Raw genomic sequence first — 24,394 nt, 5'->3', positions numbered from 1 at the left:
AGGGCGCGTAATGAGGGATCATATCCGGCTTGACGGCGGGGGTATGAGGGTGCCAACCGGCACGACTTCCGCCAGTGACGCATTTTTGAGGTGAGCCATGACTCAGGCGAACAGCCCAACTAACTTTATTCGTCAGATCATTGATGAAGATCTGGCCAGTGGTAAGCACAGCAGCGTGCATACCCGTTTCCCGCCCGAGCCGAACGGTTATCTCCATATCGGCCATGCCAAGTCCATATGCCTGAACTTCGGCATTGCCCGTGACTATCAGGGCCAGTGCAACCTGCGTTTCGATGACACCAATCCGGTGAAAGAAGACATCGAATACGTCGAGTCCATCAAACAGGACGTACAGTGGCTTGGCTTCGAGTGGAGCGGCGAGATCTGCTACTCCTCCGACTATTTCGACAAGCTGCACGGTTATGCCATCGAGCTGATTGAAAAGGGTCTGGCCTATGTGGACGAGCTGACCGCCGAGCAGATGCGCGAGTATCGCGGTACCCTGACTGCGCCGGGCAAAAATAGCCCGTTCCGCGATCGCAGCGTGGCCGAGAACCTGGCGCTGTTTGCCAAGATGAAGAACGGTGAGTGTGCCGAAGGCACCGCTTGCCTGCGTGCCAAGATCGACATGGCGTCCCCTTTCATGGTGATGCGTGATCCGGTTATCTACCGCATCAAGTTTGCTCACCACCACCAGACCGGTGACAAGTGGTGCATCTACCCGATGTATGACTTCACCCACTGCATCTCGGACGCGCTGGAAGGGATCACCCACTCCATCTGTACCCTGGAGTTCCAGGACAACCGCCGTCTGTATGACTGGGTGCTGGACAACATCAGCATCGAGTGCCACCCCCGTCAGTACGAGTTCTCTCGTCTGAACCTCGAATACACAGTGATGTCCAAGCGCAAGCTGAACCTGCTGGTGACCGAGCAGCACGTTAATGGCTGGGATGACCCGCGCATGCTGACCGTCTCCGGTCTGCGCCGCCGTGGCTACACCCCGGCCTCCATCCGCGAGTTCTGCAAGCGCATCGGCGTGACCAAGCAGGACAACATCGTCGAGATGAGCATGCTGGAAGCCTGCATTCGCGAAGATCTCAACGAGCATGCCCCGCGCGCCATGGCCGTGCTGCATCCGGTGAAAGTGGTGATCGAGAACTTGGCCACTGATGAAGTACTGACTGCCCCGGCCCACCCGAGCAATGCCGAGATGGGAACCCGCGAGCTGAACTTTACCCGCGAAATCTTCATCGACGAAGCGGACTTCAAAGAAGAAGCCAACAAGCAGTTCAAGCGTCTGGTGCTGGGCAAGGAAGTGCGTCTGCGCAATGCCTATGTGGTCAAGGCTGAGCGCATCGAGAAAGATGCCGATGGCAAGGTCACCTGCATCTACTGCTCTTACGATCCCGAGACCCTGGGCAAGGATCCGGCCGATGGCCGCAAGGTGAAAGGGGTGATCCACTGGGTCAGCGCCACTCACTCCCTGCCAGCCGAAGTGCGTCTCTATGACCGCTTGTTCAAGGTGCCGAACCCGGGTGCCGAGGATGACTTCGAAGCCGCGCTGAACCCGGATTCGCTGGTGATCATTGAGGGTGCCCGTGTCGAGGCCTCTCTGAAGAGCGCCAAGCCGGAGCAAGCTTACCAGTTCGAGCGTGAAGGCTACTTCTGCGCCGACAACAAGCTCTCCAGCCCGCAGCATCTGGTGTTCAACCGCACCGTTGCCCTGCGCGATGTTTGGGGTAAGGCCGAAGGCTAAGTGGCGACAAGGGCAGGGGAGACCCTGCTCTTCTCTGCTGCCAATCGGACAACAAAAAAGCCAGCTGATGCTGGCTTTTTTGTTGTCCGTCTATTGCCCGTCTATTGTCTGTTATCGAGTGTGATAGCCCGATTTAATGGTCGTGCTTGCAATCACCTGCCGCGCAATGACCGTAGAGGTAGAGGCTGTGGTTGGTGAGACGGATATTGAATCTCTTGGCGATCTCACGCTGGCGCTGCTCGATCACTTCGTCGGAAAACTCGATCACCTTGCCGCAGTCGAGGCAAACCAGATGGTCGTGGTGCTCCTGAGTCGCCAGTTCGAATACCGATTTGCCACCTTCGAAGTGGTGACGGGTCACGATACCAGCATCATCAAACTGGTTCAGAACGCGATAGACGGTGGCGAGACCAATCTCTTCACCCAGGTCGATCAGTCGTTTATAGAGATCTTCGGCGCTGGTGTGCTGGCAGTCCGGCTGTTGCAGGATTTCCAGGATTTTGACCCGGGGCAAGGTGATCTTGAGCCCGGCCTTTTTTAACGCTTGGTTGTTGTCTGCCATATTCTACTTATTCGCATTCTCGAAGGTGAGGTTATTCTGATGGACTGCCACTGGAATGGCAACCTTGAACTCGCTTGGCTTGTCATTATAGGTCGCACCATCCCTAAAAATAAACCCAGTAATTCAAAGGCTTTAGCCATGAATGGGGGGCTGGATTGAAATAATCTATCGTGTGATCCGACTTGCTGGTATTGGATATGTTGATAGTATGTAACTTTCACACATCTGGTCGGATGAGAATCATGGATTGGCTTTTTGGCAATGCGGCCTGGGTGCGCCGTGCACTCAATGCCTGGCCCCCCTTCTGGGGCGCCGGTATCAAGATAGAGACCCTGAGCGATGACTTTCGCTACTGCCGGGTGACCCTGAAATCCCGTTGGTGGAACAAGAATGCCAACCGCACCCAGTTTGGCGGCAGCATGTTTGCCATGACGGACCCTATCTATCCGCTGATGTTGATGGGCTACTTCAAGAATCGCTATTACGTTTGGGACAAGGCGGGCAGCATCAACTACATCAAACCGGGCAAGGGCAAGCTGGTGGCTGAGTTCAATCTGACCGAGGGCAAGCTGGCCGAGATAGTGGCGGCGACCGAGGGGGGTAACAAGCACTTCCCCGAGTTCGAGGTGACGGTACAGGACAAGAGTGGTGAGTTGGTAGCACAGGTGAAACGGACGCTGTATGTCAGATCCAAACCGGAGCACAGGGGTGGATAAGCGGCCACATTACAGATACAACAAGGGCCCCATCGGGGCCCTTAAGAGAGGTAAGGGTGAGCGGATTACTCCAGCTCGCCCAGGCACATCTCTTCGTGTAACAGCTTGCACCAGCCTTTGACGCGTTCGGCGGTCAGCTCGGGTTGACGATCTTCATCGATACCCAGACCGACAAAGTGCTTGTCATCGACCAGCGCTTTGGAAGCTTCAAACTCGTAACCGGCAGTAGGCCAGTGACCGATGATGATGGCGCCTTTGGCTTCGACGATGTCACGCAGAGTGCCCATCGCGTCGAGGAAGTACTCGGAGTAATCTTCCTGATCACCGCAACCAAAGATGGCAACCAGCTTGTTGGTGAAGTCGATTTCACCCATATCAGGGAAGAAGTCGTCCCAGTCGGCCTGAGCTTCACCGTAGTACCATGTCGGGATACCGAACATCAGCAGGTCAAAGCTCTCGATATCGGCCTTGCTACTCTTGGCAATATCTCGGACTTCAATCAGTTGCTTGCCCAGCTCTTTCTGGATCATCTTGGCGACAGCTTCGGTGTTACCGGTATCGCTGCCAAAAAACAGACCTACACTTGCCATAGTGTTTAGTTACCCGTATTTGGTGTTAATGCTTAACGCTCAGACTGAGGTCTCCACCGCAAAGGCGGATTCAGTCTGTTGTTTCAGAATAGATTGGATCAGCTCGGCTCGGCTGATGTTCTGTTGTAACGCAAGTTGGTTCAGGCGCTCCAGCAACTCGGCCTCCACCTTTAACTCTACCCTTTTGAGCCCATTGTCTCGATCGCGCTTAAGCTGATTGCGCTTGTTGATCTTGAGCTGGGTCTCGCGGGGGAGTGGATTGGTTTTTGGCCTGCCGGGGCGCTTCTCAGTTGCGAACAGATCCAGTGTTGTTCGATCAGTTTGCTGTTTGGCCATACATCACAGATGAAAATAAGTTAGCCGAGTCCTGAGCCTTCCCAGCCCAGTTCGATCAGCCCCTTGGCGACAAAACCCGCACAACCCAGAAACAGTACCAACCAGACGACAAAACGGCCAAAACGGGGCACATTGCCGCGCTTGAGTACGTCATGAATGGCAAGACCAATCAAGATGAAGATGGCCAGAAAAAATAATTTCAGGCCCACACTTTCGATCAGGTCGATATGTTCACTTAGCATGGATTGCGCACACTCCTTATGACCGGCGCACTATATCACAAAGGATTTGAAACTGTTAACCGCCTATCGACAGGAAATCCACAACCAATTTGTTGAACAAGGCCGGTTTTTCCGCATGTAGCCAGTGGCCCGTACCCGCGATGATTCGCACCTTTGCCGCCGGGAATTGGGCCAGCGCCGTTGCGCTGTATTGCGGCTGCATATAGTCAGAATCCCCCCTTTGATAAAGAGCACCGGGCCCTCGAAGCGGTGTTCATCCGCTGGCCAACCCATGATGTTGGCGTAGTTTTGCTCAAGGGCGGGGACGTTGAAGCGCCAGCCCCAGCCATGTTCGCCTTTGGCGAAGGATTTGAGCAGGAACTGGCGCACCCCAGGGATTTCGATGTGCTGCGCCAGCATGGCTTCAGCTTCGCTGCGGCTTTGCGGCGGCGTGTTCAGGGTGGCATTCAGCCCGGCAAAGACATTCTGGTGGCGGGAGTGGGGATAGGCGACCGGCGCCATATCGGCCACCACCAGCCTGGTCACCCGTTCTGGCGCCAGCTTGGCGACCTGCATCGCGACTTTGCCCCCCATCGAGTGACCAATCAGGATGGCTTCGGCAATTTCCAGCCGATCCATCAGGGTCAGGATATCGGCCGCCTGGGCCGGATAGCTCATCTCGCTGCTATGAAAGGAGGCGCCGTGGTTGCGCAGATCGACGCTGATGACCCGGTACTGCTCGCAGAGGGGGCGGGCCAGCAGGCCGAGGTTGTCGAGGCTGCCAAACAGGCCGTGGATCAGAATGACCGCCGGGCCCTGACCCTGCTCCTTGAAGTTCAATATGCTGTTTTGTTGCAAAATGACACCTTGTCGGTCGTGGGTGCGTATCGCTGTTTTATTTAACGCACTGGAAAGAAAAGGATTTCGTCCAACGGATGAGAAATTTATGTGGTTTTTTTTCTAAAAAATCCCGTCCAGATCGGCTATCAGTGCGGCTGATCACACACTTGGCCCGCTATTATGCCGTATTCTCGATGAGATTCATGTACATCTGCCAGCCCCTTGCTTGGGCTGTCGGGTTTGCCTATGTATAATCGCCGCATCCGAATTTCGACGAGTCCAGCGCATCCCTATGAAAACCATCGAGCTTGATGACGATCTCTACTTCTATATCGCCAGCCAGACCCGGCACATTGGTGAGAGTGCCTCCGATATCCTGCGTCGCCTGCTGGAACAGCCTGCTCACGCACGTGTGCCGGTTGCCGAGCCAGTGGCTGTCGCACAGCCCAAGGCGGTAACCGCGCAGCAGGGGCTGCAACTCCTGCTCGATTCTGGTGAGCTAGAAAAAGAAGAGAAGTCTATCAACCGCTTTATGCGGGTGCTCAGCACCCTCTATGGGGATGACCCCGCCGGGTTTACCCAAGCGACCGAAATCAAGGGCCGTACTCGGGTCTATTTCTCGCGGGATCCTGAGGCTCTGCGCGCCAGTGGCAGTACCACCAAGCCCAAGCCGGTACCGGAAACCCCATTCTGGGTGATCACCAATACCAACACTCGTCGCAAGCAAAACATGGTGGCTCAGATGATGGCCAGCATGAGCTATGGCGAAGAGGTGATCGCGCAGGTGTGTGGCGCTATTTAACGACTTCTCAAGACTCAGGCCTTGCCCGCCAAGGCCGCCATTACGCAAGGAACACGCTATGGCTCAGCATTCCCACGCCGGTCAACCGGCCCGTTTAAGCGACCTGACCAATATCCCCCGTCTGGTCAGCGCCTACTACCTCAACAAGCCGGACATGAGCCGCCCCGAACAGCGGGTTGCCTTCGGTACCTCTGGCCACCGTGGCAGTGCCTTGCACAACGCCTTTACCGAATCTCACATTCTGGCGGTGACCCAGGCACTGGTGGAGTATCGCCAGCAGGCCGGTATCACTGGCCCGCTGTTTGTCGGCATGGATACCCACGCCCTGTCCGAATCCGCCTTTGCCAGCGCAGTCGAAGTGCTGGCGGCCAACGGCGTCGAAACCCGCATTCAAGTCGGTATGGGCTTTACCCCGACCCCGGTTATCTCCCACGCCATCCTGCGCTACAACTCAGGCAAACCTGCTGCGCGCGCTGATGGTGTGGTGATCACCCCGTCTCACAACCCGCCGGAAGATGGTGGCTTCAAGTACAACCCGCCCCACGGTGGCCCCGCTGAAGGGGAGATCACCAAGTGGGTGGAAGACCGTGCCAACGCCATTCTGGAAGCGGGTCTGGCTGGCGTGAAACGCATGCCGTTCGCCGAAGCCCTCAAGAGCCCGTTCGTGGTCGAGCACGATTATGTCACCCCTTACGTGGATGATCTGAAGAACGTGCTGGACATGGATGCCATCAAGAACGCGGGCATCAAGATCGGTGTCGACCCGCTGGGCGGCTCCGGCGTCGCCTACTGGGACGTCATCGCCAAGACCTATGGTCTGAACATTGAGGTGGTGAACTACAAGGTCGACCCGACTTTCTCCTTCATGACCCTGGATAAAGACGGCAAGATCCGGATGGACTGCTCCAGCCCGTTCGCCATGGCGAGCCTGATTGCGCTTAAAGACAAGTTCGACATCGCCCTTGGCAACGACCCTGACTACGACCGTCACGGTATCGTCACCAAGTCCGGCCTGATGAATCCGAACCACTATCTGGCGGTGGCGATCCAGTATCTGTTCACCCATCGCACCGGCTGGTCCAAAGAGTCAGCCGTCGGCAAGACGCTGGTCTCTTCTTCGATGATTGACCGGGTTGCCGGTGAGATTGGCCGCACCCTGAAAGAGGTGCCGGTTGGCTTCAAGTGGTTCGTGGATGGTCTCTACAGCGGCGAGTTCGGCTTTGGTGGTGAAGAGAGTGCGGGTGCCTCCTTCCTGCGCAAAGATGGCACCGTCTGGACCACTGACAAGGATGGTTTCATTCTGGCGCTGCTGGCGGCCGAAATTCTGGCGGTGACCGGCAAGGATCCCCAGGCCCACTACGACGCACTGGAAGCCAAGTTTGGCCATTCCAGCTACCGTCGTATCGACGCCCCGGCCAACAGCGCCCAGAAAGCGGTGCTCTCCAAACTGGATCCGGCACTGGTGGAAGCCTCAACGCTCGCCGGTGAGCCCATCATTGCCAAGCTGACCAAGGCACCGGGCAACGATGCCGCCATCGGCGGTCTCAAGGTGGTGACCGAGAACGGCTGGTTCGCGGCTCGTCCCTCTGGCACTGAGTCCATCTACAAGATCTACATGGAGAGCTTCAAGGGTGAGGCACACCTGGATCTGATCCAGCAAGAAGCCCAGCAGATCGTCTCTGCCGCGCTGGCCAAGGCTGGCGTCTAATTAGTAGCCTTGCCTCCAGAACGAGGCAGGGCTCAATATGTTAGTTATGGGCAGACATTAGCTCATCTTTGTTAGATAAAAAAACCGAAACCCATCAATGGGTTTCGGTTTTTTTATTGAGCTATCGCTGGCAACGATCCAGCTTTAGTGTTCGCCAATATAGACGTCTTTGTGCTGTTCACGGATCTCTAAAAACTTGTCCAAATTGCTCATCATCAGCTCGACCAGCTGGGGATCGAAGTGTTGCCCTTTCTCTTCTTCTATCAGGGCCAGCACCTTGTCCAGCGGCCAGGCTTTTTTGTAGCAGCGATCCGAGCCCAAGGCATCGAACACATCTGCTAGCGCCACAACCCTTCCCTCCAGCGGTATATCATCTCCTTTCAGACCACGAGGGTAGCCGCCACCATTCCACTTCTCATGGTGATTGCCTGCGATGGTGGCGCCAATCTGAAATAGCGCCAGATCACTGCCGGAGAGCATATCCTGCCCGAGCTGGGCATGAGTTTTCATTACCTCCCACTCTTCAGGTGTTAATTTACCCGGCTTGTGCAAGATGGCATCAGGAATGCCAACTTTGCCAATATCGTGCAAAGGGGACGCCCGTTTAATCAATTCGCTTTGTTCTTCACTCATGCCAAGCAGCTGACAAAAGAGCTCGGTATAGAGCGCCACACGTTTGACGTGCAGGCCCGATTCCTTGGATCGGGTTTCAACCAACTCACCGATGCGGTAGATAATTTCCCGCTGGTTATCGGCGATCACCTCGTTAAGACGGATGTTCTCAAGCGCCACTATGATGTTTTCGGTGAACAGGGTCAGCAGCCCGGTATCCATCTGGCTGAGTTGCCGAGTGGTCTCGATATGGAACAGCAGATGGTGGCGTGGGTTCTGGCAATAGAGCACCATCTGGTTGATGCCATAGATATTGCATTGCATGTGCATGGCTTGACGGAGGATCTCGGGCGCTTCCGTCAGCAACATGGCTGAATGGCCCGGCAGCAGTGGCTCCAGCAGTTGATCCCTGACCTCATAGGCGTACTGTTTGACGTCGTATATCTGGGTCTCGCCAAGATGGAGCAGGGCGCTAAGCTGTTCTTGTGCACCCTCGACAAACTGGCGTAACGCCCGTTTCTCAAATATCCCCTTGGAGGCTTCGATGACTTTTTCCAGCCCCTGACGGTTGCTCTCCAGGGTGCGGATATCACGATAGGATCGCAGGCTGGCCCGCAGCAGAGTGCGCAGCTTCTGGGAGGTTAGCTCGGTTTTATCTTTGTAATCGTTGATGTCGTAGTTGGTGACCACATCATCTTCCGGCGCCTGGCCGGGCTGGCCAGTACGCAACACGATGCGTACCATCTTGTTTTGCAGCTCTTCACGGACATATTTCACGACATCGAGACCTGCGTGGTCAACTTCCATCACTACATCCAGCAGCAGCAATGCCACGTCCGGTGTCACGGCAAGTAACTCTTTGGCCTGGGCCGCAGAATAAGCATGCAGAAAATCGATGGGACGATTGTCAAACTCGAATTTGTTCAAGGTGATTTTGGTGATGCGATGCACTTCGGGCTCATCGTCAACAATCATCACCTTCCAGCCTGCTTGCTGCGTGCTTGGAAGCGCGAGATCATCATCATCAATAATCAGGATTTGGTCATCCATCATACAATCCTGTTTGGCATCCTGTGCTTACATTAACTGCTTAACTAAGGATAGGAAACTTATTGAGAAATTATATTTGATCTCGAAAATCTATGGTCGAAATAAGCAAATGGAACCCTTTGTGACCGTGGTGTTGTCCGGCCGCTTTCTTTGCCCAATCATGGGGCTAGCGTGCATAAAGCCCATTTCTGTGTTCGGGTGTTAGCGGTAGTGGTTGGTGATGTTTGAATCCATATTGGACCTATTAGACGAGAAATAATCTTATTTGATAGTGATTCCTATTTGCGTGTAGCATGGCGACACACTCAACGAGGAGCCTCATCGTGTCCCCATCTCTGCCTCCCAATCGTCCCCGTCTGCTGACTGTCAAAGCCATTACCCAGATCACCCCCCATTTGCGTCGCATCACCTTTGGTGGCAGCGAACTGGCTGATTATCCCTTTACCTGCGGTGGGGCCCATATCAAGGTGATGCTGGCCCAGCCTCATCAGGTAGAGCCGGTGCTGCCTGCCATGACCCCGAGCGGCCCGCGCTGGAGCAATCCTGCGGACAAGCCGGTGATCCGCACCTACACCATCTGCGCGTTTCGCCGTGATGAGCAGGAAATTGATATCGACTTCGTACTGCACGGTGACGGTGGGCCCGCCAGCGCCTTTGCTACCCATGCCAAGCCGGGAGAGAAGGTGATCCTCTCCGGGCCGGGTGGCCCCAACCCCATGCTGCAACTGGCCGATCACTACTGTCTGGTGGGGGATCTCACTGCCTTGCCCGCCATCATGGCGATGTGTGAGGTGATGCCTGCCGAGGCCAGAGGGGAGATCGCCATACTGCTGCCGGATCAGGCCGATGCTCAGCCGTTGACGCTGCCGGTCGGGGTGCGCTGTCACTGGTTTGTCGGCGAGCCCGAATCCAGCGGCCTGCTGGAGCATGTGATTGCTCTGCCGTTGGTGCGCGATGGCGGCTTCTTCTGGCTGGGTGGTGAAGAGGCGCTAGTGTTGCCGCTGCGCCGCCATTTTAGGTCAGTGCTCGAGGTGGATCGCCAGTCGCTCTACGCTGTGCCGTACTGGCGCCGGGGCAAGAGTGAAGAGGCCTATCACCAGACCCGTCACGATGTGATGGATAATTAAGCGGATGCGAAAGAATATCTGATTCACGCTTGCAAATAAAAATGATTTGCATTTAGTATTGCGCCGTCCCGATGTCAGTCGGTACGGCGCTTTTGTTATTGATTGCTACGAGTGGCATCGCACAACGCAGGGCCTGCCGTAATGCGCTGATGTTCTGGGCGATGGGGCATGGACGACTGTTCATGCCAATGAACTCCATCACTTTTCACCGGGTCTGGCGAGGTCAGACAGGGATGTCGGTGGTGTTGGCTTCGGTTGTTTTATGTGGAGTGTTGATGATGCGTACATCATCCCGACGATTTGCAGTGCATCCGCTGGTGTTGTCTCTTTTTGCCCTGCCAGTTCTGGCCCAGGGGACTGCGCCTTCCGCCGCTCATGAAACCATGGTGGTAACGGCGAGTAAAACCCGGCACAGCGAGCTGACCGCCCCGGCCAGCGTCTCTGTGGTGACCCGGGCCGAGCTCGACAAGCTCAATGTCAATGATCTCACCGGCGCCCTGAAACAGCTGCCGGGGGTCAATATCAGCCCTGCTACCAGTTATGGCCGCAGCGAGATCAAGTTGCGCGGGCTGGAGGGGGATTACACCCTGTTGCTGGTCAATGGCCGGCGTATTAGCTCCCGCGATGCCCTTACCTCCGGTTATGGCAATGATTTCGATCTCTCCGCCATCCCCATGGCGGCCATCGAGCGTATCGAAGTGATCCGCGGCCCCATCTCCTCCCTCTACGGTGCAGATGCGCTGGGTGGGGTGGTCAACGTCATCTTGCGTCAACCCGGGCAGAAGACCGAAGCGGCGGCCACCTATACCTTCAGCGACCCCACCGATGGTCACGGCGGGGATATCAACAAGGCGAGTGCCTATGTGGGCGGGGCACTGATCGACAACAAACTGCTGGCCAACCTGGTGGTAGAAGGGAATCACCGGGACGCCTGGCAGAGCGAGCAGAGCATCAACCCCAAGGCCGATGCCATCGAGCAGCGTGAAAAGTTGGGGATCCTCTCCAACGTCAAATGGCTGATCGACGATCGTCAGGATCTGGATGTGGGGATGAACTACGCCAAAGACGATCGGGAGGCCCACTGGAACAACTACGGCCAGACGCCGCGCAATATCCAGCAGATGGAGCGACTGGGGCTCAATGCCACCCACGTCGGCCGTTGGGATCAGTTCGACAGCCGGGTCGGCTATGCCTTCGAGCAGGTTGATCTGTTTGACGACTCCGAACTGATGACGGCGCTGAGCAAGACCAGCGGCGATGTGAGCCAGACCAACCACACCTTCGATGGCCAGCTGAGCGGTAATCTGGGCAGCCACCTGCTGACCAGCGGTGCCGAGTACCGCATCACCGAACTCAAACATAACGTCAACCTCAAGGGGGGCGATGTCAGCGTCAACCAGAGCGCGCTCTATCTGCAGGATGAGTTTGGCTTTGGCGATCTGGCGTTGACCCTGAGTGGCCGGGTCGATCACCACGAGACCTATGGCACCGAGTTCAGCCCCCGCGGTTATGCCCTCTACAGCCTGACTGACAACTGGGTGGTCAAGGGCGGCATTGGCAAGGCATTCAAGGCGCCGACCATTGCCCAGTCCAACCCGGACTATGCGGTAGCCGCCTGTCGCGGTCGCTGCGCCGTGGTGGGCAACCCGGATCTGAAGCCGGAAACCGCCGTCAGCTACGAGCTGGGCACCGCCTATGATGGTTCGTTCTGGGGCGCCGGGGTTACCGCCTTCCACAACGATATCAAGGACAAGATCCAGAGCGAGGCATGGACCGCCACCTGGCGTCCGGCGGTGATGACCTATCAGAACGTCAGCAAGGCCCGCATCAAGGGGGTGGAGCTGAGCGGCTGGTTTGATATCACCGATGCCCTGACTCTCTCCAGCAACGTCACCCTGATCGACGGGGAGGACAAGACCAGTGGCAAGGATCTCTATCGGACGCCGGAGCATACTGCCAACGCCAAGCTGGAGTGGCAGATCATCGAGAGCCTGAGTACCCAGCTCGGCTGGAACTACACCGGCAGCCAGATCCTCCCGGTTCCGCGCATGAGCGGCACCACCTATGAGACCACCGCCGGATTCCACACCCTGGATGTCGGGGCAGTCTGGAACGCCACCCGGGCACTGGATCTGAAGTTCGGACTCAACAACCTGACCAATACCAAGCGTGACTGGGTTGCCACCGAGGCCGATCAGATCCTCGACGGGCGCACTGTCTATGCAGGTGTGGCCTACAAGCTGTAATGGCTGAGCGGGAGCCCGCACTGGCGGGCTTCCATTGTTGCCACCGCATCACCTCGGGTGATGGCTTTTATTTCAACCACATGGCATTGCAATCATAAGGAGTTAAAGGGTGTTTAGAGACCAGACCTCGCTGTTCTGGCTGGGATTGTTCCTCCTGTTCGTACTGCTTTCTCTTTCGCTCGCCACCGGTGCGGGCGTCTATGGTGCCCGCGAGGTACTCGGCTACCTGATGGGGGATGCCCGCTGGGTTGGCGACGAGAAGCTCGCCATGGTGCTCAATACCTTGCGACTGCCGCGCACCCTCTGCGCCATGGTGGTCGGCGCCTCTTTATCTCTGGCTGCCTCCTTGTTGCAGAGCGCGACCCGCAACCCGCTGGCGGAACCCGGCCTGCTCGGGGTCAACGCCGGGGCCGTTTTTGCATTAGTCGTGGGGCTCACCTGGTTCGGGGTGGAGTCCGCCTACGGCTATCTGCTCTGGGCCGGACTCGGCGCGCTGCTCGGCAACGTGATTGTGCTGGGACTCGGCATGATGATTGGCCGCTCCAACCCCCTCAAGCTGATTCTGGTCGGGGTGGCGCTCTCCGCCACCTTCGGCGGGCTCTCCAGCTTTCTGCTGCTCTCCAACAAGATGGTGCTGGAGCAGTACCGCTTCTGGAACCTCGGCTCCCTGTCGGCGGCCAATCTCGATGCCATCATAGCCGTACTGCCCTTCGTGCTGGCGGCGTTTGTCATCACCTTGCTGCTCTGTCGCCAGCTGACCCTGATGCAGATGGGGGACAGTCAGGCCCAGGCGCTGGGGATCCGCCCAAACCGGGTGCGAATTGGCGTGCTGCTGGCCGCCACCCTGTTTACTGCCAGTGCCATCGCCATCGCCGGACCTATCGGCTTTGTCGGCTTTCTGGCTGCCTACTGTGGCCGATTGGTGGAGCCGGTGAAGCTGTCGGTGCAGGTCTGTTTCTCCGCCCTGTTCGGCATGCTGTTTCTGCTGTTGGCCGACATTCTGGCGCGCTGGCTGATCCAGCCGTTCGAGCTGCCCAATGGGGTCATTCTGGCCCTGATCGGTGCACCTGTGCTGATCGCCATCGTCCACCGCGGGGGCTTTCGTACCCTGCTGACCGTCAAGTGAGGGGCTGATGCGCACACCTACCGATATGCTCTGCCTGCGGGCCGGCAACCGCTCTTTGCTGATCCATCTGCCAAGCTGGCGCTGGCTGGCTCTGCTGGCCATGGCGTTGCTGGCGCTGGCTCTGCTGGCCCTGAGCGTTGGCGGCGGCAAGCTTGGCTTGGCCGGGGTGGTCAACACCTTGCTGGGGGAGGGGACGCGGCTTGAGCAGCTCACCCTGTTCAAGATCCGGCTGCCGCGCATCCTTGGGGTCGTGGTGGCGGGGGCGGCCATGGGGCTCTCGGGCTGTCTGGTGCAGACGCTGGTGCGCAATCGGCTGGCCACACCCGACATGGTGGGGGTCAACAACGGCGCCTCTCTGGCCATCATCGTCTTCTCCCTCTACCTGACGGTAGGCAGCTGGCCCTGGTGGGCTGCCCCCATCGGCGCCATCTTCGCGGCGCTGGTGCTCTATGCCCTCTGCCGCAAACCGGGTGAGCAAGGCTATCTGTTCGTGGTGATCGGCATCGGCCTCTCCGAGCTGTTCGAGGCGCTCGGCCAGTTTGTGATGTCCACTCAGGCCCTGCTGCACCTGAGCTCCCTCTATCTGTGGAATATGGGCAGCTTTATCGCCGTGGGTTACAGCACCATCACCCCCATCGCCATTCTGTTGCTGGTGCTCTGCCCCTGGATCGTCTATCTCTCCCGCGCGCTGGCGGTGCTGCGCTTTGGTCCCGAGATGGCCAGAGGGCTTGGCGTCAACGGCGATCGGGTACAACTGGGCATTCTGGCCCAGGCCATTCTGGTGGCGGCGCTCGGCACCGCCATCGGCGGCCCCGTGGTCTTTATCGCCATGGCGGCCCCCATTCTTGCCTCCTGGCTGGTGAAAGACCGAGTGGTGCCGCTCTGGCTGGCGGCACTCAGCGGCGCCTTGCTGCTGCTTGCCAGCGATACCCTGGTTCGGGTGCTGGCCAGCCCTCACGAGGTGGCGACCGGCATCATGACCCGCATTCTCGGCGGCCTGTTGCTGCTGTTTCTTCTCGTTAACGATCGCCAGAGGGCTGACTGATGACGCTCACCGTAAATCGCCTCCACTTCGCCTATCAGCAGACCCCCATTTTGCGGGACATCTCTTTCAGCGTGCCGAGAGGCAAGCTGGTGGGGATCGTCGGCCCCAACGGCTGCGGCAAATCGACCCTGCTCAAGCTGCTTTCCGGCCAGATGAAAGCTCAAAGCGGCGAGATCCTGCTCAAGGGCAAGCCGCTTGCCAGCTACCCCATGAAGGGGCTGGCGCGGGAGCTCGCCTATCTGCCCCAGCGGCCGACCCTGCCTGCCGGCATTCTGGTGGAGCAGCTGGTGCAGTATGGCCGCCACCCTCATCAGGGCTGGTTCAATCAGTGGGGCGAGGAGGATGCCCGCATGGTGCGTAGCGCCTGCGAGCGAATGCAGCTTGAGGGGATCTGGCAGCAGAGCGCTGCGTCCCTCTCCGGCGGGCAGGCACAGCGGGCCTGGCTTGCGATGATCCTGGCACAGGACAGCGACATGGTGCTGCTCGACGAGCCCACCAGTGCCCTCGATATCGGTCACCAGACCGAGGTGATGGAGGCGATCCATCGCATCACCGCCGAAGGCAAAACAGTGCTGCTGGTGATCCACGATCTGGCGATGGCGGCCCGCTACTGTGACGAGTTGATCGCCATCGGCGAGGGCACCATCGCCGCCATGGGCCCGGCCCGGGAGGTGGTGACCAAGGATCTAATCGACCGGCTCTACCAGACCAGTGTCGACATTCTGCATGCCCCCGGCGACGGGGCGCCCATTATCGTGCCCCGTCGTCACGAACATGGCCGTTCCCTGCGTTCGGTGAGTTGAGTCATATGGGCCTGTTCTGTGGGCCCACCGAGTGTATTCACGCGGCCGATTATCCGGGTCGCGCAACGAGAAGGAGTGAGATGATGAAGCGTTTTGCCGCCCTGGCAGCAGCCATCCTGATGCTGGCCGCGCCGCTGGTTCAGGCGCAGGAGATGCGTGAAGTGACTGATGCGTTTGGCCAGAAGGTGCAGGTGCCAGTCCAGCCACAGCGGGTGGTGGTGCTGAGCGAGCTCGAACTCGACAGCACCCTGACCCTGGGGCTGATCCCCATCGGCGCCGTCAATGGCCGTGGTCAACCCACCTTGCCTCGCTATTTGCTGAACAAGGCGGGCATGGGGATCCAGGTGATCGGTGATCTCGACAGCCCCAATCTGGAGTCGCTGATTGCGCTGGAGCCTGACCTTATCCTGACCGGCCAGACCCGTCCCGAACTGCTTACCTTGCTGGGGGAGATCGCGCCGACCGTGGTGACCAGCAAGTGGGGGGAGCCGTGGCAGGATAGCTTCCGCCGCACCGCCCACACCCTTAACCGCGACCAGCAAGCTGATGCCTTCTTGCTGCAGTATGCCGAGCGGCTGACTCAGGCCCGCAGCAAGCTGGCCAAGCATCAGGGGGAGAGCATCAGCATAGTGCGCTGGAACCCCAAGGGGCCGAGCTTTATGTATCAGGGCACCTTTGCCAGCAGCGTAGTGGAGTCGATGGGGCTGGTGCGTCCGGGTAAACAACAGGGCACGGGTGCGCCTCACTCACCGGCGCTCAGTCTGGAGTCCCTCAACCTGCTGGACGCCGACTGGCTGGTGATCGGCACCCTGAGCGCCACCGGCGATGCGGTGGATGCCATGCGTCAGGCGGAGCAGACCCCGGCGTTCCAGCAGTTGCCGGTGATCAAGGCCAAGCGCTTTGGTGCCGTGGATGGGTCACTCTGGACCTCCAGCGGCGGCCCGCAGGCGGCCCTCAAGGTGATTGAGGATGTGGAGCAGTTGCTGGAAACCCGCAGCTGAGTGCTATCGCGCGCCAGAGGTTGACCACACGAACAGGTTGATCAAAAGAAGAGGGAGGCTGATGCCTCCCTCTTGCGTTGTCACTATCTGCCGCGACTTCTTCGGCGAGCCAGAGCCGTTTATTGCGGTTGGATGGCTGTCACTGTGAGCTTGCCGCTCTGGCTTTCCGCATGAAAGTGGATGGCATCCCCCACCTTAAGCCCTTTGAGCTGGGCCGGATCTGCCACTCGAAAGACCATGGTCATGGCGGGCATCTTGAGATTCTCGATCGCCTCATGCTTGATGCCGACCTTGCCGCTCCCCTCATCGAGGCGGGTAATGACTCCCTTGGTCATCATCATGTCGCCCATCTCGCTCATACCCTCCATTTGCCCCATCTGGCTCATATCGTGGTCCTGATGGTTCATCATCTCGGCAGCCTGCAGGCTGGTGTGGGTAGCGAGGCCCATTAGCAGGGTCAGTGTCAGCGTCTTGTAGTTCATCCTGAGTTCCTTGTCTGGCTTATGGGGTTGCTGTTTGTCTGGTTGAAAATGTTCTGTTCATCAGAGTGATGACTCCTGCTGAACCTCGGTGGTCAGCTGCAGCAGGGTGCGGCTGCGCCACAGGTAGTAGGCGGCGGGCAGCACTAATAGGGTCAGCACCAGTGCGCTCACCATGCCGCCGATCATCGGGGCGGCGATGCGCTGCATCACCTCGGAGCCAGTGCCGTGGCTCCACATGATGGGCAACAGGCCGGCGATAATGGTCACCACCGTCATCATCTTGGGGCGAAGGCGCAGGGCGGCGCCGTGGATCACCGCCCGGTGCAGCCCCGCCTGGTCCGGCTTGCCGCTGGCCACGAGCTCATCCCAAGCGTGGTTGAGGTAGACCAGCATCAAGACGCCTGTCTCCACCGCGACGCCAGCCAGGGCGATAAAGCCCACTCCGACCGCCACTGAGAGGTTGAAGTCGAGCAGCCAGAGGGTCCAGATCCCGCCCACTACCGCCAGCGGCAAAGTGATGAGAATGAGCAGCACCTCCTGGAAGCGGCGAAACGCCAGATAGAGCAGCAACACGATAATGGCGACGGTTAATGGCACCACGTAGGCGAGGCGCGCCTTGGCCCGCTCCATGTACTCGTATTGACCCGACCAGGTGAGGGCGTAACCCGCCGGCAGTACCAGCTGCCTGTTCACCTCGGCCTTTGCTTGCTCAACGAAGGAGCCGATATCGCGGCCGCGGATATCGACGTAGACCCAGCCGTTGAGCCGCGCGTTTTCACTGCGCAGCATGGGGGCCTCGTCGCTGATGTAGACCCTGGCAACGTCCGCCAGCGCGATGCGTGCACCGCTCGGGGTCACCACCGGCAGCAGCTCGAGGCTCGCCACCGAATCGCGATAGCTCTGGGGATAGCGCAGGTTGATGGGGTAGCGCTCGCGCCCCTCGATGGTCTGCCCCACCTCCATGCCGCCCACTGCGGTGGCGAGCACCGCCTGCACATCGGCGATGTTGAGGCCGTAGCGAGCCGCTTTCAGCCGGTCGATATCCACCTTGACGTAGCGGCCACCGGCCACCCGCTCGGCGTAGACCGATGACGCGCCCTCCACCTTGCCGACGATCTGCTCAAGCTGTTGGCCGAGCTGCTGGATCACCTTGAGATCCGGCCCCGCTATCTTGATACCGACCGGGGTCTTGATGCCGGTAGCCAGCATGTCGATGCGGGTCTTGATGGGGGGCACCCAGGCGTTGGTGAGGCCTGGGAAGCGGATGAGGGAGTCGAGCTCCTCTTTCAGCTTCTCCGGGGTCATGCCGGGGCGCCACTGATCCCGGGGTTTAAGCTGGATGCTGGTCTCCATCATCACCAGATCGGCGGGGTCGGTGGCGGTCTCGGCGCGACCCGCCTTGCCGAACACGTTCTGCACTTCGGGCACGGTGTGAATGAGCTTGTCGGTTTGCTGCAAAATCTCCCGCGCCTTGCCCACCGAGATATTGGCTGCGGTGGTGGGCATATACATGATGTCCCCCTCATCGAGCGGCGGAATAAACTCGGAGCCCAAGTATTTGAGCGGCCAGAAGCCCGCCACCGTGACAATGGCGGCCACCATCAGGGTGGTTTTCGGGCGTGCCAGCACGGCCTTGAGCAGCGGAATATAGCCGCGGGTCAGCATCCGGTTGAGGGGGTTGGCCTGCTCCGCCAGCACCTTGCCACGGATAAAGTAACCCATGATCACCGGCACCAGCGTGATGGCGAGCGCTGCCGCGGCGGCCATGGCGTAGGTCTTGGTGAAGGCGAGCGGGTGGAACATTCGTCCCTCCTGCGCCTCCAGCGCGAACACCGGCAAAAAGCTCATGGTGATGATCAGCAGGGAGAAGAAGATGGCGGGCCCCACCTCGATGCTCGCCTCGGTGATGATGCGCCAGCGATTCTTGTCGGTGAGCGCCTCCCGCTCCATATGTTTGTGGACGTTTTCGATCATCACGATGGCGCCATCCACCATGGCGCCGATGGCGATGGCAATGCCCCCCAGCGACATGATGTTGGCGTTGATCCCCTGCAGGTGCATCACGATAAAGGCCACCAGAATGGCGATGGGCAAGGTGATGACCACCACCAGCGACGAGCGCAGGTGGAACAGGAAGGCGAGGCAGACCAGCACCACCACCGCAAACTCCTCCAGCAGCTTGCCGGAAAGGTTGTCGATGGCGCGCTGGATAAGATCGGATCGGTCGTAGACGGTGACCACTTCCACCCCCTGTGGCAGGCTGCTTTTCAGCTCCGCCAGTCGCGCCTTGACCCTGTCGATGGTGTGCTGGGCATTCTCGCCATAGCGCATGACGATGATGCCGCCCACCACTTCCCCTTCGCCGTTGAGCTCGGCGATGCCGCGCCGCATCTGGGGACCGGTGACCACATCTGCCACATCCCCCAGCAGCAGGGGCGCGCCGCGTACCGTGGTGCCGAGCGGGATCTGCTTCAGATCCTCCACGCTCTTCAGATAGCCATTCGAGCGCACCATGTACTCCGCTTCCGCCATCTCGATGACGGAGGCGCCGGTCTCCTGATTGCCCTGTTTGATGGCGGTTTCGATAAGGGAGAGCGGGATGCCGTAGGCGCGCAGCTTGTCCGGGTCGACCCGCACCTGATACTGGCGCACCATGCCGCCCACGGTGGCGACCTCGGAGACGCCATTCACCGTCTGCAGCTCGTACTTGAGGAACCAGTTTTGCAGCGAGGTGAGCTCGCTGAGATCATGCTTGCCGGTTCTGTCCACCAATGCGTATTGATAGACCCAGCCCACCCCGGTGGCATCGGGGCCGAGCTGGGGGCGGGCAGAGGCGGGCAGATTGGGGGCCACCTGACTCAAATACTCCAGCACCCGGGCGCGGGCCCAGTAAAGATCTGTGCTGTCGTCAAACAGCACATAGACGAAGGAGTCGCCGAAGAAGGAGTAGCCGCGTACCGTGGTCGCCCCCGGCACCGCCAGCATGGCGGTGGTGAGCGGGTAGGTGACCTGATCCTCCACCACCTGGGGCGCCTGACCCGGATAGGAGGTCTTGATGATCACCTGCACGTCAGAGAGATCCGGCAGGGCATCCACCGGGGTCTGCTTGACTGACCAGAGCCCCCAGGCGGTGAGCATGACGGTCAGCAGCAGCACCAGAAAGCGGTTGCCCACTGACCAGCGAATAATCGAGGGGATCATGATTTGGCTCCTTGCTCATTTGGTGCAGAGAGCGGGGAGCGGTAGCCTGCTAGGTGGCAAATGATGGAAGGGATCATGATTTCTTCTCCACCTCGGGCATCGCCATCTGATGCTGGCTATGGTCCATACCTTCCATCTTGTCCATCTCGCCCGTCGCGGGTTTGGTTGCGTCACCAGTAGCGGGTGCGCTTTCCTGATGAATGGTGGTGATGCGGTACTCATCCCCCTGCTGCATCACCTGCAGATGGAGGGTTTGCCCGTCGGCCAGCTTGCTCATATCGACCCCTTCGGCGACGGTGAACTCCATCTCCATGGCAGGCCACTGCCACTCGGGGATGGGCTGGTGTGCCACCATCAGGGTGCGGCTGGCCAGATCGATGCTCTGTACCGTCCCTTGCGTCCACACCTGGGCAGGGCGCACCGCCGTCATGCGCTGGAAGTCCGAATCGATGGCCGACTCGGAGTCGAGCAGGAACTGGGCAGAGCTGACTATGCTGTCCCCTGCTTCGACTCCCGCCTTGATGGCAACCTTGTCGCCAAACTGGGGGCCGAGAGTGACGGCGACCGACTTGAAGTTGCCATCCCCCAACGCCAGCACCAGCCTGTTCTGACTGCCGGTGCGGATCACCGCTTCGCTCGGCACCACCAACTGCGGTTCTCCTTTGCCAGTGCGAATGGCCACCTTGGCGAACATATTGGGTTTCAAAAACTCGTCCGGGTTGTCAAAGCGCAGCCGCACCTTGAGGGTACGAGTAGCGGCATCCAGTGTCGGGTAGAGGTAATCGACCCGGCCCTGCCAGTGGCGGCCCGGGGCATAGTCGAGGGTCATGGTGACCGGATCGCCGACTCTCAGCTGGGCGGCCTGACGTTCGAACACCTCGGCACTGACCCACACCTGCTTGAGGGTGCTGATGTTGAACAGGGCTGCGGCGGGCTCCACATACTGGCCTTCCCGCACCTTGAGCTCCGAGACATAACCGCTGCTGGGGGCGTAAATGCTGATGGTTTCGCGCACCTGACGGCTGCGTTTGAGGGCGGCGATTTGATCTGCCGGCACCTGCAGGGACTTGAGCTTGCCCTCGGCGGCGCGCAGCAGCAGCGGGTTGGCGGTGTTGAGAGCGAGCAGGTATTCGTGCTGGGCGTTGACCAGATCCGGCGCGTAGAGCTCATAGATGAGGCTTCCCTTGGTGACCCTCTGCCCCTCGCTCTTGATGGCGAGGGTGCGGATCCAGCCTGCCATGCGGGCGTTGATCGCCTCCAGCCGATCCTCGTCATAACCGACATAGCCCACCGTCTCGATCTGCTGGTGGATAGGCAGTCGCTCGACCTTGGCCAGTCTTACCCCCAGGTTCTGCTGGATCTCGGGGCTGATGGTGACTGTGCCCGGCGAGCCGCTTTTCTGCTCCTCATAGACGGGGATAAAGTCCATCCCCATGTTGTCTTTGGCAGGGGCATCGCGCTTGTCGCGGGGATCCATGGGGTTGACCCAGTAAAGGGGGGTCTTTGCTTTGGCACTGGTGCCATCGGAGGTCTGTTTGGCGGCCCAGTAGCCGCCACCGGCGCCGAGGGCCAGCAGCAGGGCCGACATCAGGATGGTCTTGTTCATGACTGGCCTCCGGCGCGGATCTGCATGCAGAAAGTGCAGGAGGATAAGGCGCCCGCGAAGGCAGCAACCTTGGACGGTGAACAGTTGGCTGGTGACATGATACGTCTTCTCTTGTGCAGGCCGCCGGGCGGGTGAGGTGCAAGGCATCACCAAAGGGGCTGGCGGCAAACGGGCGTTGCTGACGAGTCAGCGGACGCACGGCTCCCTGTTGCTGGCGGCGCCAGTGGTCACAGGGTCAAGCGATAAAGGTGTGCAGATAGTGGCAAGGTGAGACTTGCCCTATGCACGGGAGAAGATCGTTCTAGTGGCGTAGCACCGACAGCATCAGGTGTCGGCGCGGCCAGGAGGGTGGGTGAGAGCCACGGCTGCGCAGGAAGGGATCCCGCAGCCAGAGATCGAGCCTATGGCTGGCAGCCCCCAGAGAGGGGAGCAGCAACAGTGGCAAGATAAACAGGGAGAGCAGCATGCCAAACAGCGGCAGAGCGCTGGCGGCTGCCGAGATGCCGGTCTGCATCTGGCACTCACCGCTCATGGCGGCATCGTCTCCCATCCCCTGATGGCAGGAGAGGGGGACGCTACTGTTTTGGTGATCCATGATTGCCATCGGCTCGCCCATCTCGCTACCACTCATCACCATCTTGTGTGACTGAGAGGCCATTTGTCGGGGCGAGGTGTCGAGCGCTGGTTGCGCCCCATGCCAGCTGATGCAGAGGGTCAGATTGCAGATAAGCAGCAGCGCCAGCAATAGCCGGGCCAACGCAACTGAGGGCAATCTTGCAGCGAGCTGGGTGAGTGACAATCCGGGCATCCTTCGGGATCAGATAGTTGGACTGTAAACCTTACTTTGAGGTGAAGGTCAATGTCGCAAAATGTACTAGAAGGGCGGGCTATTACGGTCTTATCGTTAAGTAATGCTTAATCATTACGTATCCCCAACTCTAATGACGTTACTGCATCCTGCCTTTAGGATGCGGGCCTGTCAGTTTTCGCTATTGAGTGATGTCCCGTTATCTCCTTGTTGGCGCTTATCGCAGCAGGACGGGTCAACACAACATGCTTGCCAAGCCTTGCAATGGCGGGGAGCCAGGAACGAGCCGCATAACGCCGTCAGGTTTCCGGATGCTGATAGCCAAATACGTTAGATGTGATTGTTGATACGCACTCCCTGTCGGGTGCCCCTTTTGTTCATTATTCAGGAGTATCGAAATGCAGCAACGACTGCTGTCGCTGATGCTTGCTGCCTTGCTGAGCCCATCAGCAATGGCTGGCGGCCTTGCCCTCTACGAAACCAGCACCTCCAACAGTGCACTGGCCAACGCAGGGGCTGCTGCCCGTGCCCAGGGAGCAGAGACCATCGCAAGCAACCCGGCCGGTATGACCAAGCTGGAAGGCACCCAGCTGCAGGTCAATGGCGGTGTGGTATACGGCGATCTCGAGCTGGATCTGGACAATGGTGGCAATAACGGCGGCAATGCCCTGCAGACTGCCCCGCTGGGCAGCGTCTATATGACCCATGCCCTCAATGATCAGTGGGTTGTCGGTTTCGGTATGTTTGGTAGCCACGGTCTGGGTATCGATTATGGTGATGGCTGGGATGGTCGTGGTTATGCCCAGTCCGCCAAGCTGACCGGTATCGCCTTGGCACCGAGCCTGGCGTATCGCATCGACTCCAACTGGTCAGTGGGGGCCAGCCTGATCGCGATGCATGGTGCGCTGGAGTCTTCTCTGGATCTAACGCCGGGCATGGGCGATGGTCGCGAGTTTTCCGATAGCGACTGGGCCTATGGCGCCTCCTTCGGGGTGCTTTACGAGCTGGATCAGCACTCCCGTATCGGCCTGAGCTACTTCTCCGAACTGAAGTGGGAGCTGGAAGATCAGCTGTTCAGTCGCGTCAATCTCGCAGGTCTTGGTGTGGATATGATGATCCCGCAGACCGTCACCCTGAGTGGCTATCACCAGCTCAACGACCAGTGGGCCTTGCTGGCCAGCGCCAATTGGCAGCAGTGGTCCCGTTTTGGCGATATCGATGTTGCATCAGTGCTTGGTAGCCAGACCATTGATATGCACTACAAGGACACCTGGCACGTCAGCCTGGGTACCCAGTTCGATGTGACCCCAGCCCTTCGTCTGAGCAGCGGTATTGCCTATGACAGCAGCGCTGTTGACGATGTTCATCGTACCGTCACCCTGCCGATGGGAGAGGGGTGGCGCTGGGGTCTGGGCGCCAGCTATCAGCTGAGCCCTGCCACCAAGCTGGAAGCCAGTTATACCCTGGCCTGGCTGGGGGATATGGCGGTTCATCACGATGGCGGGCTGATCCGCCCGGAAATATCCGGCACCTACAACAACAGCTACCTCAATTTCTTCAATATCGGTGTGCAACACCAGTTCTAAATCGTCCGTTAAGCAAGCCCCCACTGGTTGGGGGCTTGCGCATGATACTCAGGTGTCAGCCCGCAACGCGTGAGCATTCGCACTGTGCAGATTGCTGGCTCGCTTGTTAGTGGCTATCTGCCGATTTAAATCTGCCGTCACCAATACGTGCTTGTTGGATACCCTGT

General features: G+C 59.1%; 20 protein-coding genes and 1 pseudogene. 11 read left to right on the top strand and 10 right to left on the bottom strand.

Features of this window, described 5'->3' with window-relative positions; all coding sequences use genetic code 11:
* The first annotated feature begins 97 nt into the window (after positions 1 to 97).
* A complete protein-coding gene (gene glnS / locus CK911_RS09935; protein ID WP_098969807.1) occupies positions 98 to 1,759 on the top strand; it encodes a glutamine--tRNA ligase in 1,662 nt (553 codons plus the stop codon).
* A 133-nt stretch (positions 1,760 to 1,892) separates the two neighbouring features.
* On the opposite strand, the gene fur is transcribed toward glnS, so the two are convergent.
* Positions 1,893 to 2,321, bottom strand: coding sequence for a ferric iron uptake transcriptional regulator (fur, locus tag CK911_RS09930; RefSeq protein ID WP_042018769.1), 429 nt, complete (start codon positions 2,319 to 2,321; stop codon positions 1,893 to 1,895).
* Between the two features lie 242 nt (positions 2,322 to 2,563).
* Here fur and CK911_RS09925 point away from each other — a divergent pair, with 242 nt between their 5' ends.
* Positions 2,564 to 3,037, top strand: a complete 474-nt coding sequence (locus tag CK911_RS09925) for a DUF4442 domain-containing protein (protein WP_042018770.1) — start codon at positions 2,564 to 2,566, stop codon at positions 3,035 to 3,037.
* 65 nt (positions 3,038 to 3,102) lie between these two features.
* On the opposite strand, the gene fldA is transcribed toward CK911_RS09925, so the two are convergent.
* From fldA to CK911_RS09905, 4 genes and pseudogenes are all read right to left on the bottom strand, one after another.
* Positions 3,103 to 3,627: a flavodoxin FldA gene (gene fldA, locus CK911_RS09920; RefSeq protein ID WP_042018772.1), complete on the bottom strand. Its 525-nt coding sequence runs from the start codon at positions 3,625 to 3,627 to the stop codon at positions 3,103 to 3,105.
* A gap of 39 nt (positions 3,628 to 3,666) precedes the next feature.
* Positions 3,667 to 3,963, bottom strand: a complete 297-nt coding sequence (ybfE, locus tag CK911_RS09915) for a LexA regulated protein (protein ID WP_042018773.1) — start codon at positions 3,961 to 3,963, stop codon at positions 3,667 to 3,669.
* Between the two features lie 20 nt (positions 3,964 to 3,983).
* Positions 3,984 to 4,205, bottom strand: coding sequence for a DUF2788 domain-containing protein (locus CK911_RS09910; protein ID WP_042018776.1), 222 nt, complete (start codon positions 4,203 to 4,205; stop codon positions 3,984 to 3,986).
* A gap of 55 nt (positions 4,206 to 4,260) precedes the next feature.
* Positions 4,261 to 5,024: pseudogene (locus CK911_RS09905) on the bottom strand (alpha/beta fold hydrolase).
* A gap of 292 nt (positions 5,025 to 5,316) precedes the next feature.
* Between CK911_RS09905 and seqA the strand changes: the two are divergent.
* Together seqA and pgm are read left to right on the top strand one after the other, a co-directional pair.
* Positions 5,317 to 5,826 carry a replication initiation negative regulator SeqA gene (gene seqA / locus CK911_RS09900; protein WP_172953996.1) on the top strand — a complete coding sequence of 170 codons (510 nt, stop codon included), beginning with the start codon at positions 5,317 to 5,319 and terminating at the stop codon, positions 5,824 to 5,826.
* Positions 5,827 to 5,884: 58 nt separating this feature from the next.
* Positions 5,885 to 7,534: a phosphoglucomutase (alpha-D-glucose-1,6-bisphosphate-dependent) gene (pgm, locus tag CK911_RS09895; protein ID WP_098969804.1), complete on the top strand. Its 1,650-nt coding sequence runs from the start codon at positions 5,885 to 5,887 to the stop codon at positions 7,532 to 7,534.
* A 144-nt stretch (positions 7,535 to 7,678) separates the two neighbouring features.
* Here pgm and CK911_RS09890 read toward each other — a convergent pair whose 3' ends face one another.
* Positions 7,679 to 9,196: an HD domain-containing phosphohydrolase gene (locus tag CK911_RS09890; RefSeq protein ID WP_098969803.1), complete on the bottom strand. Its 1,518-nt coding sequence runs from the start codon at positions 9,194 to 9,196 to the stop codon at positions 7,679 to 7,681.
* Between the two features lie 323 nt (positions 9,197 to 9,519).
* On the opposite strand from CK911_RS09890, the gene CK911_RS09885 reads away from it, so the two are divergent.
* The 6 genes from CK911_RS09885 to CK911_RS09860 all read left to right on the top strand — a co-directional run bounded on the left by CK911_RS09885 (position 9,520) and on the right by CK911_RS09860 (position 16,544).
* Positions 9,520 to 10,323, top strand: coding sequence for a siderophore-interacting protein (locus CK911_RS09885; RefSeq protein WP_042018786.1), 804 nt, complete (start codon positions 9,520 to 9,522; stop codon positions 10,321 to 10,323).
* Between the two features lie 278 nt (positions 10,324 to 10,601).
* A complete protein-coding gene (locus CK911_RS09880; RefSeq protein WP_098972583.1) occupies positions 10,602 to 12,569 on the top strand; it encodes a TonB-dependent receptor in 1,968 nt (655 codons plus the stop codon).
* Positions 12,570 to 12,678: 109 nt separating this feature from the next.
* Positions 12,679 to 13,695, top strand: coding sequence for an iron ABC transporter permease (locus CK911_RS09875; RefSeq protein ID WP_098969802.1), 1,017 nt, complete (start codon positions 12,679 to 12,681; stop codon positions 13,693 to 13,695).
* Between the two features lie 7 nt (positions 13,696 to 13,702).
* Positions 13,703 to 14,740 (top strand): iron chelate uptake ABC transporter family permease subunit, encoded by a 1,038-nt coding sequence (locus CK911_RS09870; RefSeq protein ID WP_098969801.1) that lies wholly within the window; start codon positions 13,703 to 13,705, stop codon positions 14,738 to 14,740.
* Positions 14,740 to 15,543, top strand: coding sequence for an ABC transporter ATP-binding protein (locus tag CK911_RS09865; RefSeq protein WP_098969800.1), 804 nt, complete (start codon positions 14,740 to 14,742; stop codon positions 15,541 to 15,543). The genes CK911_RS09870 and CK911_RS09865 overlap by 1 nt, the downstream gene beginning before the upstream one ends.
* 83 nt (positions 15,544 to 15,626) lie before the next feature.
* Entirely contained in the window at positions 15,627 to 16,544 is a 918-nt protein-coding gene (locus CK911_RS09860; protein ID WP_098969799.1) for an iron-siderophore ABC transporter substrate-binding protein, read from the top strand.
* Between the two features lie 119 nt (positions 16,545 to 16,663).
* Here CK911_RS09860 and CK911_RS09855 read toward each other — a convergent pair whose 3' ends face one another.
* From CK911_RS09855 to CK911_RS09840, 4 genes are all read right to left on the bottom strand, one after another.
* The gene (locus tag CK911_RS09855; RefSeq protein WP_098969798.1) at positions 16,664 to 17,026 is read right to left on the bottom strand and encodes a copper-binding protein; all 363 of its coding nucleotides are present in this window, start codon (positions 17,024 to 17,026) and stop codon (positions 16,664 to 16,666) included.
* A 60-nt stretch (positions 17,027 to 17,086) separates the two neighbouring features.
* Complete coding sequence (locus CK911_RS09850) at positions 17,087 to 20,227, bottom strand: efflux RND transporter permease subunit (RefSeq protein ID WP_098969797.1); 3,141 nt, start codon at positions 20,225 to 20,227, stop codon at positions 17,087 to 17,089.
* Between the two features lie 73 nt (positions 20,228 to 20,300).
* A complete protein-coding gene (locus CK911_RS09845; RefSeq protein ID WP_172953995.1) occupies positions 20,301 to 21,833 on the bottom strand; it encodes an efflux RND transporter periplasmic adaptor subunit in 1,533 nt (510 codons plus the stop codon).
* 301 nt (positions 21,834 to 22,134) lie between these two features.
* Positions 22,135 to 22,641 (bottom strand): hypothetical protein, encoded by a 507-nt coding sequence (locus CK911_RS09840; protein WP_098969796.1) that lies wholly within the window; start codon positions 22,639 to 22,641, stop codon positions 22,135 to 22,137.
* A gap of 398 nt (positions 22,642 to 23,039) precedes the next feature.
* Here CK911_RS09840 and CK911_RS09835 point away from each other — a divergent pair, with 398 nt between their 5' ends.
* Positions 23,040 to 24,227 carry an OmpP1/FadL family transporter gene (locus CK911_RS09835; protein ID WP_098969795.1) on the top strand — a complete coding sequence of 396 codons (1,188 nt, stop codon included), beginning with the start codon at positions 23,040 to 23,042 and terminating at the stop codon, positions 24,225 to 24,227.
* The last annotated feature ends 167 nt before the right edge of the window (positions 24,228 to 24,394 follow it).

It is taken from the genome of Aeromonas sp. CU5 (assembly GCF_002586745.1).
GTDB classification, from domain to species: domain Bacteria; phylum Pseudomonadota; class Gammaproteobacteria; order Enterobacterales; family Aeromonadaceae; genus Aeromonas; species Aeromonas sobria.
The sequence above is the reverse complement of the archived record's forward strand: the minus strand, read 5'-3'. Positions and strand labels throughout refer to the sequence as shown.